Here is a 15,829-nt window from a genome sequence, read left to right on the forward strand (position 1 = left end):
TTAATCATTTGTAAAATACTGGTTAATTTTTTAGTTTCTTAAAACTTATTCAACAACAAGAAAAACAACATCGGGGCACACACATGAAAAAATCCGTCATTCGAGCTAAGTCGGGGGTCCTCAAAGGACTAAATCCCACGGTGACGATAGCGTCAAAAGTTATACTCATTGCGTTTATATTATTTATTGTGATACTTGCAAATAAAGCGGGGCAATATTTCGAAACTTTATCTACCTTTCTACTTTACAATATGAAGTGGTTTTCTATCGGCTTAGTCACTTTAGTCGTTGGATTTTTAGCTTACCTTATGGTTAGCCGTTATGGTCATATTAGGTTAAGTGAAAATGATGACGATAAACCCGAGTTCAGTTTTTGGGCATGGATTGCCATGTTATTTTCAGGGGGAATGGGTATAGGGTTAGTTTTTTGGTCAGTCGCTGAGCCAATGTGGCACTATGCCTCTAATCCATTTACTAAGGGACTAACTGATGAGGCGGCTTCAATGTCTATGCAGCTCACCTTTTACCATTGGGGACTCCACCCATGGTCGTTATTTGTCATTGTTGCACTGGCACTTTCTTACTTTTCGTACCGTAAAGGCTTACCTTTTACATTTAGATCGATTTTATATCCTATTGTTGGCGAGCGTATTTACGGACCTATTGGCCATATTGCAGATATTATTACTGTTGCCGTAACTGCATTTGGTATTGCCCAAACATTAAGTTTAGGTGTTATTCAGATCAACTCAGGATTAGAGCAAACTTTTGGTATTGAGGTGAGCTTAATGACCCAATCAATATTAATTGTTACTTTGTGTACAATTGCTGTTGGATCTGTGTTGTCAGGGGTTGGCCGTGGTATTCGGCTTTTATCTCAATGGAATATGTTACTGTCACTTTTATTAGTACTAATTGTTCTAGCAATAGGTCCTACCCGGTATGTTCTTAATATTTTTATGGAAAGTACTGGTAACTATATGCAAAACCTAGTCAGTATGGGCCTATGGACCGACACTCAAAGTGATTCAGGTTGGCAAAGCTCTTGGACTGCTTTTTATTGGCCTTGGTGGATGACGTGGGCACCTTTTGTAGGGATGTTTATAGCGCGTATTTCCCGCGGGCGCACGATCAGAGAGCTCATTGGAGGTGCACTTGTTGCTCCAACAGTCATTGCCTTTATCTGGCTATCTGTTTTTGGTGGAAGTGCACTTAAAATGGAACAAAATGAGCGAGTTGCTCACCAACAACAAACCGTAATAGCAGACTCAGAAGCTCAAATAGACACTGTCGAATTTACTGGCGGTCAAATATTAAATGCAACGAAGAAAGATAGTACGCGTGCATTATTCACTTTATTTGATAACTTAGATGGTGCGATCCTTGGTAAGTTATTAAGCGTACTTGCTTGCATTTTACTTGCAACTTACTTTATTACATCGGCTGATTCAGGAACTTTAATTTTATGTATCCTAGATGCAGCTGGCGATACTGAACCACCAAAATCAATTCGTATTTTATGGGGTATTGTTATCGCGCTAATTGCATGGGTTTTAATATACGCGGGTGGCCTACAGGCGATTAAATATGCCTCTATTATCATTGGCTTCCCTATTTCCATTTTTATATTAATGATGGGAGTCACACTTTTTTACAGTATACGTCGTGAGCCAAAACCTTGGGCTATGCTGCCACAGCATGTTCATCCCTGTAAAGAGCAGCTAGATGGGCCTGTTGAGCATTTAAACCCCACTCATAAAACAGAGTAACTTTAATTTTAATTTTAATTCGTTATAAAAAAGCTCCCGCAGTATACGGGAGCTTTCTCGTATCATAAAATCAAATTAAGCCTGTATCACCAACCTCTATGGGTAATTGTGTTAGTAACCATTCCCTGAACAATTTAACACTTGCAGGCACACGCCCACCATTATTAGGCTCAAGCATTGAAAACTTAGAGTTTGTTGCCAGCACGTGTTCTGTTGGACGTATTAATACCCCACTTTGTAAATATTCATCAACAAGTGATCCCCATGCCAAAGCAATGCCTTGACCATTAATGCACGCCTGCAACAGCATAGGGTAATTATTTATATTGACTCGATTTTTTGGTTCAATAAAATCAAGATCTACGCCTGTAAACCATTCCTCCCAATTCACCCAACCCATTTGCATTTCATCTAAGTTTAAAATAGTTTTTGAAAATATCTCGCTTGCTGCTGTTGGGTTGCCAATTTTACTTAAATATCCAGGGCTACAGACAGGAAATACTTCCTCACTAAATAAGGGGGTAACATTTACATCTAGAGGAGGCGTGCGACAATAAAAAAGACCTATATCAGATTCTAACTTTGTTAAATCAACGATATTGTCAGAAGCAAGAATTCGTAAATCTATATCATCATGTAAATTTTGAAACTCCGCAACTTTGGGCAATAACCATAATGAAGCCATAGCATTAGTGGTTGCAACCGTTATTTTTTTATCTCCTTGCCACTTTTTAACCTGACCGGTTATGTCTGCTATGTCTAACAATGAACGGTTTACTGTTTGATAGTATTGTAAGCCTGCCGGGGTTAGGTGAATGCTTCGGCTTGCTCTTGTGAACAAAGTCTTACCTAAATAATCCTCTAATTGGCGAATCTGTCGACTAATCGCCCCCTGCGTAACATTTAGCTCTTGTGCTGCTAAAGTAAAACTAAGGTGGCGAGCTGACGCTTCAAATGCAACCAAACTATTTAACGGCGGTAACGGGTTTATTTTCATTGTGCTTCCTACTTACAACTATTTAAGGACATGGAAGGTGCGGGTGGGTCATAATTAGAATAGATGCACAGGTGTGCAATACCTCAATTTAAAGTATCAATTAGTCATACAGAGTGCAAATTGTATTAACGATATATTTACACTCTTACTCCCAAACCACCCACATTTTGAGATGGCTTGGGTATAGTTACTTTCCTTAGAAGTAGTAGCCAATATTAATGTTGAAGCGTTGTTCTACATCATCACTATCACCGGCAATAGAGCCTCCAACAAAAGGCTGATTCTTCGCATTTACAAAATCAAAGTAAGTAAAAAGTCCACCAGCTGCGACTGAAAATCCTGTCACATTCATCCAAGTATCTTCACTATTATCTGACTTGTCATAAATAATTCCATAGTCATTATAAAATTGTACCCCTGTAACAGGCCCCCAATCCACAGCTAAATTATAGGCAATATTAGCATTCGATGTTGTTGCTTTCGCTGCAATACTATCGTAAAAAGAGTAGGCACCAACGGCCATGCGATTTGCATTTTCAATATCATAATCGTACTCACCGTGCTGAATCTGAAAATTCCAAGGACCAATATGACTATTTAAGTGTAACGCCCAAGATTGATAGTCACCAGCTCGATCATTACCATCATGAAGGCCTCCACTTAAAGCTGAAAATCCAATTTCTGTTTTACCATTTTCATGTTCAACGTGATAACCATAACGCATTGACAAAGTGTTATACTCTGCTATCTCGTCGATTGGCTCAGCATACACACCTTCATCAAGGGTTCTAAAACCAACCACATCATAGGAGTAGCGATCGCTGCGATTATCAACATAGCCATCTATTCCTCCCTGTTCATCATTTTTAAAAAAGCCAATATCAAGTTGCCAGTTATCCGCTACTTTACGCTTTAGAACGACTCCTAAATCATGATCATCCTCTAAACCGATATAATAATTGGTACTAAAAAAATAACTATGTGAATTATAGGGCCAATTGCCAAATGGTACTTTGGTAATGCCCGCTTGTATTTGCCATTGAGAACTAAAGTCATATGCAGCATAGGCATATTTAATTGCCGTCATATAGTCAAAAAAGCGAATTTCAGCATTGAGCTCTACATCACCTACCTCTCCTGAAAAGTTAAGTCTAAAAATATCAAAGTCAAAATCTCCCCCCCTGTCTTTTGTGCCATCATCATAGGAGATGTAACTATAATTAGTCCTTACAGCACCGCCTATTTTTATACCTTCTGGCTTTGGGGCTTCAGTGCTATTTTGCTTTTCAACACTTTCTACATGTTTACTTTGCATTGTTACTTTTGATAGCTTTTTTTGTAATAACTCAATTTGCTCATTTAAGTCAGCTAGTTGCTGGTCAACTGTATCGAGAGCTGTGGTAGCTTGCGCTTGGTGCGTAAAGAAAAACACAGCACTCGCCAATACCGACGGTTTTATAAAAGTCATGAATACCCTTGTTGTTAATGTTGATATAGTGCATGGCCGGGTGTACAAAGCACAAATAATTGAAGCTAAAAGCAACAACAACCCTATTTATCGGCCATTAGCACCAACAGATATTGCTTAACAAATTAGTAACAAACAAACGACTTTTTCGAAGGGTGGCGATGAGGAAATGTAATAGATGTGAATAGCTAAAAATAGAAATAGAAAAGAAAGGTAGAGATCTTACAATCGATAATAAAATCAAAAACATTAAAGCCACGTTAGAGTTAACTAACGTGGCTTTTTTAAGCGTATTTATAGCTTGGGTAAAACCTTATAAAGAAAGGTCTTCTTTAGCACGCGTTAGGTTATGAGACACTAACGTGTTATCAGAGATTTGTGTCGCTTCGTATAAATCAGCTAAACCTGCTGTATCGTTTTTAGCCATGATACGAGATACACCACGGTTGCTTAGTGCAAACGATGTTAATTGACGTACTTTAAATTTTGGCCCTTCGCTTTCTTTTAAAAGTGCGATAGCTTTTGTACAGATTGATTCCGCTTGTTCGTAATTTTTAGACTGAACATTTGAAACACAGCTGTTAAATGACTCTTCAAGTTGCTGCGGTGCAGTTTCATGTTGAATAACCATTAACTTATAGTCACTTCCACCAGCCATAGCAGCTGCCGAGCAAGTTAATAATGAGCCAAGTGCAATGGTTTTGATTAGTGTAAGTTTCATGATTATATTCCTATTAAGTTACGCCGTCATTGTTGCCGACAGATGAACTTTAGAGCTTTTGCTCAAACGGGACAAACGATAAAAACAAACCCGATAGATGAAGAAATTTAACCTATAGACTTTAGTCTAATACCAAGTGGTGAGTTCTTGATATGACTTGCTAAATAGGTGATCTTTTAGTGTTAAATAATCGGTAAAACAGCCCATTTAGCCGATAATAAATCCGTTTTATTATTCTTTATTTTTTTAAGGTATTTAATGTAAAAATGATATTTATAAATATGGCCTGTATAAACAACCTCGGATTTGTGCCGATTATGAAACCGCACTAACAATAATTTGTTAGGTAATTAACTCATCAGCTAATTTTTCTATCGATCTTGTGATTTCATCCATACTAATCGCGCCAAAGCCAAACCTGATATGGGTAGGTGTTTTTTGCTCTGCAGCAAAAAAAGTATTTAATGTTGAATCACTATTGTTGAAATCAGCTATATTTTTACCTGTCACTAACTTGGATATATCAACCCATATTGCCAGCCCGCCTGTCGGTAATAAAAATGTCACTTTTCCTTTAAACAACCTAGTAAACTCTTTTGCTGTATGGTCTCTTCGTGCTTTGTACTCTCGCCTGACCTTTCTGATGTGTCGTTTGACTTCACCTGAATCCATTAAATCTGCAATAACATGCTCAGTAATAGTGTTCCCCTGCCTATCAATTAAAACAATTTCCTGAGCGGCTCTTTCTATAAACCGAGTATCAGCAACAATATAACCAAGTCGTAACCCTGGTGCGAACACCTTTGACATTGAGCCAATATGCACTACATTTTCAGAATTAGGTAAGCTCGCAAGTGGCGGGATAGGGTTAGCTTCATAATGAAACTCATGATCATAATCATCTTCGATCACAGAGAATTGGTATCTCTTGGACAACTCCAGTAAGGCTAGCCGCCGCTGCATTGGCAAACAGACTGTTGTTGGGTATTGATGATGAGGGGTTACATATATACCTGATACTTCATTAGTGCTAAGTATTTCACGTAAGTGATCAATATCAAGGCCCTGCTCATCTAGCCGACATTTTATAATTTTAAAACCATTAGCCTCAAATGCAGCATGCGCAGGCAAATAACTCAACTCTTCCATAATTATGGCGCCTTTTTTAGCATCTAATATTCGTGATGCTAAATAAATCCCCATTTGGCTGCCTCTTACGATGCATATATCTTGATTGGAGCAATTTATAAAACGGTCGCTAAAAAGCATTTTTTGTATTGAGTTACGAAGTTCAATAGCACCGCGAGGATCGCCATACCCAAGCCTGGCTTGCCGACTCAAATTAACACAAACACGCCTATAAGTTCTCGCAAGTAACTCATAGGGGATCAAACGCGCATCCGGCGTACCATCATTTGTTATCGAAACACAATCTGCTAATGCAACGGCATCAAGGTACAGGTTTTCAGCTAACTCAGATGAGGGCTTAGTTTTAATTGTATTATTGATCAAACTTGAATCTGAAGCAGATAAGCCTTGCTCCGGCATGATTTCAGATACAAACGTACCGCTTCGCAGTTTGCTTTTCAACCAACCTTGAGCTTCAAGCTCTTCATAGACTTGCTGTACAGTTTTTCGATTTATCCCCAACTGCTTCGCAAGGGAACGAGTTCCGGGCAACATAACGCCAGCTGCCAGCCTCCCGTTTTTGATGTCCGCTGTTATGCAATTCAATAACTTAGAATGCAGTGTCTTTGCGGGGCTATCTTCAAACGAGAATTGAATATCCCAAGGTCTTAACATAACCACCCCACAACTGGACCCCTTAACTTTATATTTCTGGCTCTTATTTTCAATCCAGACTATCGCTATCTTGTTGTCATTGTCAAAACATAAATGAGAGAACTCAGATGAAGACACTAAACACAACAAAAGAAACCTTGATGCAAGATGCACAAAATCAAATGCAAAGGCTTATTGACCAAGAACAGTTATCTCAGCGTGAAAAACTGGCGCTAACTTGCAGAATTTTATTCGATAAAGGGCATGATTCAGGGCTTGCAGGACAAATAACAAGCCGCACTGATGCTAAAAACACTTTTTTAACACAGCAGTTTGGACTAGGGTTTGACGAAGTTTCAGCTAATAATTTGATTGAAGTCGATCAAGATTTAGAGCCGTTAAACGGTGAAGGCATGGCTAATCCAGCAAACCGTTTTCACACCTGGATTTATAACGAGCACCCGCAAGTAAATTGTATTATTCACACACACCCGACGCATATTGCCGCACTGTCTATGCTAGAAGTTCCTTTAATCATATCTCAAATGGATACCTGTGGTTTATACAATGACTGCTCATTTGTAGCCAATTGGCCTGGAGTGCCGGTAGGAAATGAAGAAGGCATGCTTATTTCTCAAGCACTGGGAAATAACAGAGCTGTATTTCTAGCTCACCATGGGCAGCTTGTTATAGGCAAAACGATTGAAGAAGCATGCAACCTGGCAATTTTAATTGAACGAGCAGCGAAGTTGCAATTATTAGCAATGGCTGCAGGCGAAATAAAGCCGCTCCCCCATGACTTGGCACAAGAAGCACATGACTGGGTATCAACCGATAAACGAAACAAAATTAACTTTGCCTACTATGCAAGACAGGCATTAAAAAACCACAAAGACTGTATTTAGGAGTATTAAAATGAAATTAGCAGGCATCATAGGTTACCCAATCACACCATTTAACGCTAACGGTGAAGGCGTTGATTTATCCAAGCTAGAAATGGTCATTGATACATTAATAGCATCAGAGGTAAATGCGATTGCAGCTCTGGGAAGCGCAGGGGAAGCCGCCTATTTAAGTGAAAAAGAATGGCAAGACGTTGCAAGTCATACTGTAAAGCATGTGCAAGGTAGAGTGCCTGTCGTGATTGGTATTGCTGAGTTAACGACAGAGCAAGCCGTTAAACGTGCTAAGTATGCACACCAAATTGGAGCTGATGTAATTATGCTCTCGCCTTTTTCATATTATAAATTGGTTGAAGCAGAAATTTATTCACATTATCAAAGCGTATCAGATGCAACCCCTCTACCTATCATGGTCTACAATAATCCTGCAACATGTGGTGTTGATATGTCGCCCCAATTTATGCTCAAGATGATTGCTAATATAAAAAATGCCAGCATGATCAAAGAAAGTACGGGTGATATTCAACGTATGCATAAAATTTATAAACTTTCAGGGGCAATGGTGCCATTTTTCAATGGCTGTAATCATATGGCACTAGAAGCACTAAATGCAGGTGCAAGTGGTTGGTGTACTGCTGCGCCATGCTTAATTGCAGATAAGCCAAAGCAACTTTTTGATGCTGTTCAAAAGGGTGATCAAAATAAAGCTCGCGAGCTGTTTTATCAGCAATATAATTTTTTAGAATTTATAGTTAAAGCAGGTTTAGCAGCTGCAATTAAATCTGGCTTCGACTTACAAGGCAATAAAGTGGGCCCTCCTAGAAAACCATTACTACCTTTAGCAATGCTAGAACAAGAGCAGTTAAAAGATATGCTGGCAACATTAGGCCATATTTAAAGAAGTGAAATAAAAAAGGCGCTCATTATAACGAGCGCCTTTATTTAATTACCTATCGGTTAACCGATGAAATAACCCTACATACCGATTGTTTAGTTACCTAAAACGAATACGTTGTCAGTATCATTCAAATCAAGTACACCGATACAGCTATTATTTTCATCAGTTACCATCATTCGATCACCCGCGGACCAAAAAGTCTCAGTATAAACTTCACCCTCAGCTAAGGTTGCATAGGCATTACTAAGTGCAGGCTCACCTGTAGTATTATTAATCCAGTACAGTTTTACAGAACCACTCATGGTATTTACAACTTGAAGATTTGGTGCGTTATTCGATGTTCTCTCATAGGGCACTGCGAGATCACAACTTTGCATCACTGCTGTTGCTTCTGGAATTTCAGCCGGTGGGGCTTCATCCAATGCATCAACAACCATTTCTTCAGTGACGTTAAACGTGTTATTTTCATCATTCAATAACGCAACACCTAAACAGTTATCAGCACCATCGGTTAACATGATACGGTGACCAATATTCCAATCATCCGAGACATAACTCTCATCTTGGCCTAACGTTACATAAGGATTACCGCCTTTGTCGCCCGTATTTCTGTTAAGCCAATAAACTTTAACAAGTTTCTCTGTTGGGTTTGTAATACTCAAATCAAGCGCAGGTTTACTTGAATTATAGTATGTTTCACCCAAGCTACATGTACCAAGCGTCCCTTTTTCAGGCCAATGAGGTAGATAAGGTTCTGTCACCGTCACCAATGCTTGCTGTTCTGGTGTAGCGACTGTACAGTCATCTCCAGCGCAGGCACTAAAGTAAAGATCTACAACATCTGCGCCAACAAAGTCAGAAGCCACTGCAATATAATATTTACCAGACTCAGGCATGCTTATTGTGCAGTTTTCTGTATTGGTACCTTCTGTTATTGAAGTACAAGTGAACTCAGTATCAAGTGCAGGATGAAGAGCAGCCCCTTTTTTCACCCACAAGTCTACGCTAGCAGACCCTCCCTGAGTTGCAAAAGTAATTGAAGGTAACCCTGCAGGAACATCGACAGAAAACAACCACCCTCCTCGGCCATTGATTTGCTTGTAGTCACCAAGAGTAAGAACCTCAACACTTTCTTTATATTGATCAACTAAGGTTGTTGATAACCACGTTGTAAACTCAGCTTGATTGTCTGTTGCTATATTGTCCAATAACAGTTCAAAGTCTTCCCATTCACCGGCACGCATATGAACAAGCATTTGATAAACCAATTCAGGGTGATTTTCTATTAGAAACGCAACAGCTAACTGTCCCCATGAATATGCATCCGCGTTACCAGCAAAAATATCAGCCAATGAAGCAGCTTCACCATCATGAGCAGTCGATACGCGGGTGTAATATAACTCGTTAAATGTACCAAGGTATTCAGCAAGTCCTTCCGTCCACCAATTTACACTACTTTTATAAGCACCTTCTTTATTATAACGCCCATCTAATGCATGCACATATTCATGAGCTAGAGAACGAATCACTGAACGTCCTTCAGTCCATTCAAGAGCATCAAAGGTCCAAATATCAGAGCTATGCCACCACTGAGTAGGTGAAGTCTCAAAGTAAATGCCGCTGGTGTTATTTGTATTAACAAGATGCTCTGCCCAAGCTGCATGATTAGAAAGGCTAGAGAAAATATGAATATTCGTGATCTCATTTAAATCATCTGGTACCGCTTGTTGAAACTCAGGCGTAAGCCCTGAGTGCAGCGTTTCATCGAATAACCTTTTTGTCTGGGTGATCACTGTACATGCTTCTTCAAGCTCAGCATTTGACATTGATTGCGCACGGATCCTTACAGGCTCTTCACACATCATATTCGCGCTAAATAAACCCGTAGTGGCGAACATAGACGCATTAACTGCATCACCGCCTTCATAAGCATCCATATAAATATGGTATCTACCTGCCATAGGTTTATCAATAATGCATGTTTCGTTATTGTTGCTACCTTTATATGATACGCAATCAAAAACGCCCTCAGCTCCTGCACTTGCTTCACTCTCGTATTTAACATACAAGTCTGGATCACCAAGATCTTTGTTTTCTACCCCTGAAAATAAGCTTACAACTAAAGTTTCTGACTCTTGTGCTAAGTCAACATAAAATGATTGGCCCTCACCTCCCACAGTATTGATATTGGTTTTAACCACATCAAGTGCTAAAGCTGGCTCTAGCGCACTGGTGTAATCAACCTCAGGTTCAGTTGGTTCAACTTCAGGGTCGCTTGGCTCAACTTCAGGGTCACTTGGTTCAACCTCTGGGTCACTTGGTTCAACCTCTGGGTCGCTTGGTTCAACTTCAGGATCAGTTGTTTCAACCTCTGGGTCCGGATCAGCTGGCGTTGTTGTAACTGGTGGGGTTGGCTCAGGTAAGGAGTTTGTGGAATCATCACTGCCACCACAGCCAGAAAGTGCACACAATATCGCACTGGTTAAAGTCAATTTTTTAAAAAACATTTGGGTTTCCTTTTATTATTTTATTTAATATTCGATTTAACTGCTGATGGCGATAATATTTCATGGATAAGGCAACAACTTTAATTAACCAGCTTAGATATATTTATATATAATTCAGTTGGTTAACTAAATACTGTATGCGTTCCCCTTAAATCAGCTATACATAAGTTGTTGCTCACCATAAATATTCGTGCCGTTCTTAATACCCAATTGTTGAGTTTCGCGCTTACACTAAAACCCAATAAACACTGATACCAAGTTCAACAAAGTATTTGTAGCACATTTGTTTGCATAATGTAAATTGTATACAGTATATTTATTTATAAATAATTTACACTTTTGATAGTCATTAATTTGGTTAGGCAGTCGTCATAAAGGGAGTTCTTACACAGCTCATGATGTCAGAACATAAAATAATATTATTTACTTTATGTTGCACTTTTATCAATAAATACAGAACTTTAATATTTGAGCAAAGCGAGCGCTTCATTCAATAAGTGGATAAAACTGATAGGATTTTTGTTAAAAAAGCAAAAAACCACGTCGTAGTAACTAACGTGGTTTTTAAAAATGCTTTAGATTGTATTAATCAATAAATACTTATAAAGATAAGTCTTCTTTAGCAAGCGTTAGGTTATGAGACACTAACGTGTTATTTGAAATCTGTGTTGCTTCATATAAATCTGCCAAACCCGCTGTATCATTTTTTGCCTTGATACGTGATATACCACGGTTGCTTAAAGCGAATGATGTCAGCTCGCGTACCTTGAGTTTACGCCCTTTTGTCACTTTTAATAACTCAATTGCTTTTGTGCAAATCGCTTCAGCTTCTGCATAGTTTTTTGACTTAACATTTAATGCACAACCATTGAACGACTCTTCTAGTTGCTGTGGCGCTGTTGCCTGCTCAATAACCATTAACTTATAGTCACTGCCGCCAGCCATAGCCGCTGCTGAGCAAGTTAATAATGAGCCAAGTGCGATGGTTTTGATTAGTGTAAGTTTCATGATTATATTCCTATTAAGTTACGTCGTCTTTGTTGCCGACAACATAACTTTAAGCGCTTCTAACAATTTCAACAAACGATAAAAACAAACCCAATAGATGAAGAAAATTAACCTATAGACTTAAGTCTAATACCGAGTAATTGCTTATAACTATCAAATGATAATCAAAGGTAACTTTAATGTTGCTTAACCACTGCAACACCCTACTTTCACTAACTGCTCATCGATTAAAACAAGGCTACAGCTCAGCAAAATAATTATTACACTGCCTATTCATCTATAAAAACATTATTGCCACTGGTAAAACTTAATCAGTTTGAGAGTAGCTATAATTAACCTACAAACTGCCCCGCCCATATGCCATAATCTAAATAATTCATAAATTTAGTAACTTGGCGGTATTTCAACCGTTGCAAGCTAACTTAAAGGTTTTTTTAATGGCTTATCAAGAGCAAAAATGTTACTTATCGCCTTCTGAGTGTGAGACTAAATTCCATGAAGGTGATTTGATTTTTGTAGACCCAGAGGCCGAATGCATCCACGGTTCATACGTAGTAGCCCGCCTAGATGACGACAACCAAGCCACGTTTAAACAGCTCATTATCGAAGGTGGCCACAAATTCCTAAAAGCCGCCAACCCCAACTGGCCTGATCAACTAATACCAATAAACGGCAACTGTACATTGGTCGGTAAAGTTATATTTACAGGCAAGTCACTTTAAAAAATAAGGGAATGATATGAATATAGAAGACATGGAATTAAATGAGTTCCTATCAAGAAACAACATCTCTGAAGAAGAATTTACTGAATGCGCACTTGACTGGAAGCTAATACAATCAATTGGCGCTGATCATCAATCTAAAATCGATGACCTTGAAGATTTAGCTGAATCATACGCAAAAACAATCCAACGTTTTGCTAAAGTTCATTCTGTGCGCTGGAGAATTAAAGATCCCGAACATTTGATGGAAAAAATTGTACGAAAAGCCACCAAAGGCTCAGGCTCTTATAATAAAAAATATATAAATATATCTGTAAGTAACTACTCTACAAAAATTACGGACTTAATTGGTATACGCGCCCTACACTTGTTTAAACAAGATTGCGTTGAAATAATCAATTCACTTGAAGAAAGATGGAAAAAATCTGAAAAAATAACTGCATATATCCGCGAAGGCGATAGTAAAGAAGATTACAAAGACCGAGTTGCTTGGGTAGTCAAAGAACATAAAGCTGGCTATCGCTCAATACACTTCGTTTTTTCTACATCACCTCATAAATCAAAAGTATTTACTGAAGTACAAGTACGAACTATTTTTGAGGAGGGTTGGAGTGAAATTGACCACAAGATCAGATATCCAAATTTTTCAAATAACCAAGATATTGCTGCTTTTTTAAATATCTTTAATCGATTGGCAGGTAGTGCTGACGAGATGGGCTCTTTCGTTAAAGCTTTGAGTACAATGATCCAGCAAAATAAAAATGAAGTTGAGCGGTTAGAAAGCGAGAATCAAGAGCATAAAAAGAAAATAAATGCTTTATTAGAAGAACTGAAAAACAAAAAATCAACAGATGATATTTCTAATTTAGTGACTAATTTACAAAGAGAAATTATGAATTATGATTCCATAACACAAGTAGCAACACAATTACAAAATCCGGCTATCTATAATGCGATTGAACACTTTTCTAATACAACAAGAATTACAGATGGACTAACTAGCGCCCTTGTTAATTCCTATAGTGAATTAGTAAATAAGAAGTAAAATAAAAATAACAAATATAAGGAAATACCATGAACGTCACTGTCCCTAAAGTATTTATTTCATATTCCCATGACACCCAAACTCATAAGAAATGGGTGTTAGAATTAGCACAGCGTTTACGTAATTCAGGAGTAGATGCAATTTTAGATCAATTTCGTGTAGGCCTTGGTGATGACCTAGGCGGATTCATGGAAAGAAGCGTCGCTGAGTCTGACCGTATTATAATGGTATGTACTGACAACTATGTAACTAAAGCTAACAGTGGCTTAGGTGGGGTTGGATATGAAAAAATGATTATGACTGCGGAATATATGACTAATATCGATAGCAATAAAGTCATTCCTCTGATTCGTCAGAACGGCACTCATAACGTACCTATATTCCTACAAACCCGTTTGCATATCAATTTTTCTCGTGAAGATGAATATGAATTACAATTTGACAACCTTTTACGTGAAATTCATCAAGCTCCTTTATTTAAAGAACCACCTGTTGGTAATAACCCATTTGAATCAGTAATCGAGAAACCTGCAGAAAGTGTAACAGACAAGAAAATGGAGCTGCTAAAAGAGATGGTAAATTTTTATAATAAAGGAACAACCCATTTATACTTTGATGATCTTCATCGTTTGCTTGGTTGCTCAAAAATATTTGCTGAAATCTACATAGCTGATTTATTAGAAAATGAATTTATTCAAAGTGTGCACCATTACGCAATAGGTGCTGGCATCGAAGCTTACCATTTAACTAATAAAGCGAAGTTACATGCAATTGAGCAGGGGTGGGTTACAGAATAGAATATAAAGCCCGCACTTTGCGGGCTTTATAAGACACGTTTTAAGTTTTATTGACTGTTATATAACTTAAACTATCGCATTTAATGTATTGCTTCCCCTTTTGAGAAGTGTATTTAGTGCCTAGTGCTAATACATTTGTTCCTGCTAATGACTCTTCATCCTCAAGCTTGAATCGCTCAAAAAAAGTCTTCACGTCCTCTTTAGCTATAAATATACTCACAGAGTCAGGGCCTCCTGAATTTAGCCAAAGATTACCGCTCATAAATTTTGCATCTGTTATAGCGCCCCAGTAACCATGAAACTTACCATCATGTTTGTCTCTAATGTATGGAAACTTCACAAAAAAGTCTTTAATCTTAGTTTTCTCATGGCCACTAAGTTCAATCAGTTGCTCTGAATTTCTATACTCAGATGAGCGAAGCAAATTTCTTAGTAGAGTACTCAATCGACGATGTGAATTAGCATTTGGTCTATTCCCTTTACCTGTATGCCTACCTTTACCGGCTGTATTCGTATCGTCGCCGCCAGGCTTAATATCGACATTATCAGGAACTGAGCCACCAAAATTTAGATCAATCTCGATTATATTTCCAGGGTTATGAATAATGTCTTCATCACCGCCTTCACCTTCGCTCTTTCCTGCCTCAGGTGCAGATAGTTCACACCCCTCTTTGTGAGGCGTTGCGCCAAAACATGCTGCTTGGCCGCTTTTTGATTCTTTTCGAAAAAAAGCATCAGCCTTACATTCTGTACAAATTAGATTTCTTCTTTTTTCTGTTAACTCATCTTCAGGTAACTTTGCAAAATTTACTGCTGTATATGTCTTTCCGTTGATGGTGCAATTAGCAATATCCATAAATATTATACCTCTTTACTTTTATTAGATTAAAAAGCCCACAATCGTGGGCTTGTATGTGCAGACCTACTGGTTACTATGCTCGGACTAAGAATGCCCAAGCTTGATAACCATACTCGTGAGCGTCTAACTGTTTTTCTGATTTACCGCGTACTTTGCGGTAGCGACAGAAAATCCACTTAAACCCTTTCGGAGCAGGCTTGTTACCTAACTTTTTTAGTTTCACTCATACAACACCTCCTTACTGAGATAAATTGTTTCCTTGAGTTTTTGGTATTATGGTGCTAAATTCACCATTGACTTAATACGAAAACGCAAGGTCTCGATGCTACTCAGTACATCAAGCTTTTTGTTTTA

At 38.3% G+C, this 15,829-nt stretch carries 14 protein-coding genes and 1 pseudogene; 7 read left to right on the top strand and 8 right to left on the bottom strand.

Translation table 11 applies throughout. The annotated features are described in order from the left end of the window. The first annotated feature begins 83 nt into the window (after positions 1-83). Positions 84-1,769: a BCCT family transporter gene (locus tag AAEU30_RS04000; RefSeq protein ID WP_421959417.1), complete on the top strand. Its 1,686-nt coding sequence runs from the start codon at positions 84-86 to the stop codon at positions 1,767-1,769. Positions 1,770-1,839: 70 nt separating this feature from the next. On the opposite strand, the gene AAEU30_RS04005 is transcribed toward AAEU30_RS04000, so the two are convergent. Beyond that, on the bottom strand, positions 1,840-2,766 hold the full coding sequence (locus AAEU30_RS04005) for a LysR substrate-binding domain-containing protein (RefSeq protein ID WP_087534529.1): 927 nt from the start codon (positions 2,764-2,766) through the stop codon (positions 1,840-1,842). Positions 2,767-2,962: 196 nt separating this feature from the next. Next, positions 2,963-4,234 carry a porin gene (locus tag AAEU30_RS04010; protein WP_421959418.1) on the bottom strand — a complete coding sequence of 424 codons (1,272 nt, stop codon included), beginning with the start codon at positions 4,232-4,234 and terminating at the stop codon, positions 2,963-2,965. Between AAEU30_RS04010 and AAEU30_RS04015 the strand changes: the two genes are divergently transcribed. Next, entirely contained in the window at positions 4,233-4,355 is a 123-nt protein-coding gene (locus AAEU30_RS04015; RefSeq protein WP_254911258.1) for a hypothetical protein, read from the top strand. The genes AAEU30_RS04010 and AAEU30_RS04015 overlap by 2 nt on opposite strands. A gap of 192 nt (positions 4,356-4,547) precedes the next feature. On the opposite strand, the gene AAEU30_RS04020 is transcribed toward AAEU30_RS04015, so the two are convergent. Then, the gene (locus AAEU30_RS04020; RefSeq protein WP_421959419.1) at positions 4,548-4,955 is read right to left on the bottom strand and encodes a hypothetical protein; all 408 of its coding nucleotides are present in this window, start codon (positions 4,953-4,955) and stop codon (positions 4,548-4,550) included. A gap of 342 nt (positions 4,956-5,297) precedes the next feature. After that, entirely contained in the window at positions 5,298-6,758 is a 1,461-nt protein-coding gene (gene pdxR / locus AAEU30_RS04025; protein WP_421959420.1) for a MocR-like pyridoxine biosynthesis transcription factor PdxR, read from the bottom strand. A gap of 107 nt (positions 6,759-6,865) precedes the next feature. Between pdxR and AAEU30_RS04030 the strand changes: the two genes are divergently transcribed. Continuing rightward, entirely contained in the window at positions 6,866-7,642 is a 777-nt protein-coding gene (locus tag AAEU30_RS04030; protein ID WP_421959421.1) for an aldolase, read from the top strand. Positions 7,643-7,652: 10 nt separating this feature from the next. Beyond that, entirely contained in the window at positions 7,653-8,537 is an 885-nt protein-coding gene (locus tag AAEU30_RS04035; RefSeq protein ID WP_290208625.1) for a dihydrodipicolinate synthase family protein, read from the top strand. A gap of 92 nt (positions 8,538-8,629) precedes the next feature. On the opposite strand, the gene AAEU30_RS04040 is transcribed toward AAEU30_RS04035, so the two are convergent. Together AAEU30_RS04040 and AAEU30_RS04045 are read right to left on the bottom strand one after the other, a co-directional pair. Beyond that, the gene (locus tag AAEU30_RS04040; protein WP_421959422.1) at positions 8,630-11,044 is read right to left on the bottom strand and encodes a collagenase; all 2,415 of its coding nucleotides are present in this window, start codon (positions 11,042-11,044) and stop codon (positions 8,630-8,632) included. Between the two features lie 600 nt (positions 11,045-11,644). Next, complete coding sequence (locus AAEU30_RS04045; protein ID WP_145233028.1) at positions 11,645-12,052, bottom strand: hypothetical protein; 408 nt, start codon at positions 12,050-12,052, stop codon at positions 11,645-11,647. Between the two features lie 482 nt (positions 12,053-12,534). Here AAEU30_RS04045 and AAEU30_RS04050 point away from each other — a divergent pair. From AAEU30_RS04050 to AAEU30_RS04060, 3 genes and pseudogenes are all read left to right on the top strand, one after another. Further along, a pseudogene (locus tag AAEU30_RS04050) lies at positions 12,535-12,774 on the top strand (LexA family protein); the annotation flags it as partial. Between the two features lie 16 nt (positions 12,775-12,790). Continuing rightward, positions 12,791-13,819, top strand: a complete 1,029-nt coding sequence (locus AAEU30_RS04055) for a RelA/SpoT domain-containing protein (RefSeq protein WP_421959423.1) — start codon at positions 12,791-12,793, stop codon at positions 13,817-13,819. A gap of 29 nt (positions 13,820-13,848) precedes the next feature. Continuing rightward, positions 13,849-14,616: a toll/interleukin-1 receptor domain-containing protein gene (locus AAEU30_RS04060; RefSeq protein ID WP_421959424.1), complete on the top strand. Its 768-nt coding sequence runs from the start codon at positions 13,849-13,851 to the stop codon at positions 14,614-14,616. 40 nt (positions 14,617-14,656) lie between these two features. Here AAEU30_RS04060 and AAEU30_RS04065 read toward each other — a convergent pair whose 3' ends face one another. Both AAEU30_RS04065 and AAEU30_RS04070 read right to left on the bottom strand, forming a co-directional pair. After that, on the bottom strand, positions 14,657-15,472 hold the full coding sequence (locus tag AAEU30_RS04065) for a hypothetical protein (RefSeq protein ID WP_421959425.1): 816 nt from the start codon (positions 15,470-15,472) through the stop codon (positions 14,657-14,659). A gap of 76 nt (positions 15,473-15,548) precedes the next feature. After that, positions 15,549-15,698: a hypothetical protein gene (locus AAEU30_RS04070; RefSeq protein ID WP_008111716.1), complete on the bottom strand. Its 150-nt coding sequence runs from the start codon at positions 15,696-15,698 to the stop codon at positions 15,549-15,551. Between the last annotated feature and the right edge of the window lie 131 nt (positions 15,699-15,829).

The sequence above is a fragment of the Pseudoalteromonas mucoides genome (assembly GCF_049257175.1).
Classification (GTDB): Bacteria; Pseudomonadota; Gammaproteobacteria; order Enterobacterales; family Alteromonadaceae; genus Pseudoalteromonas.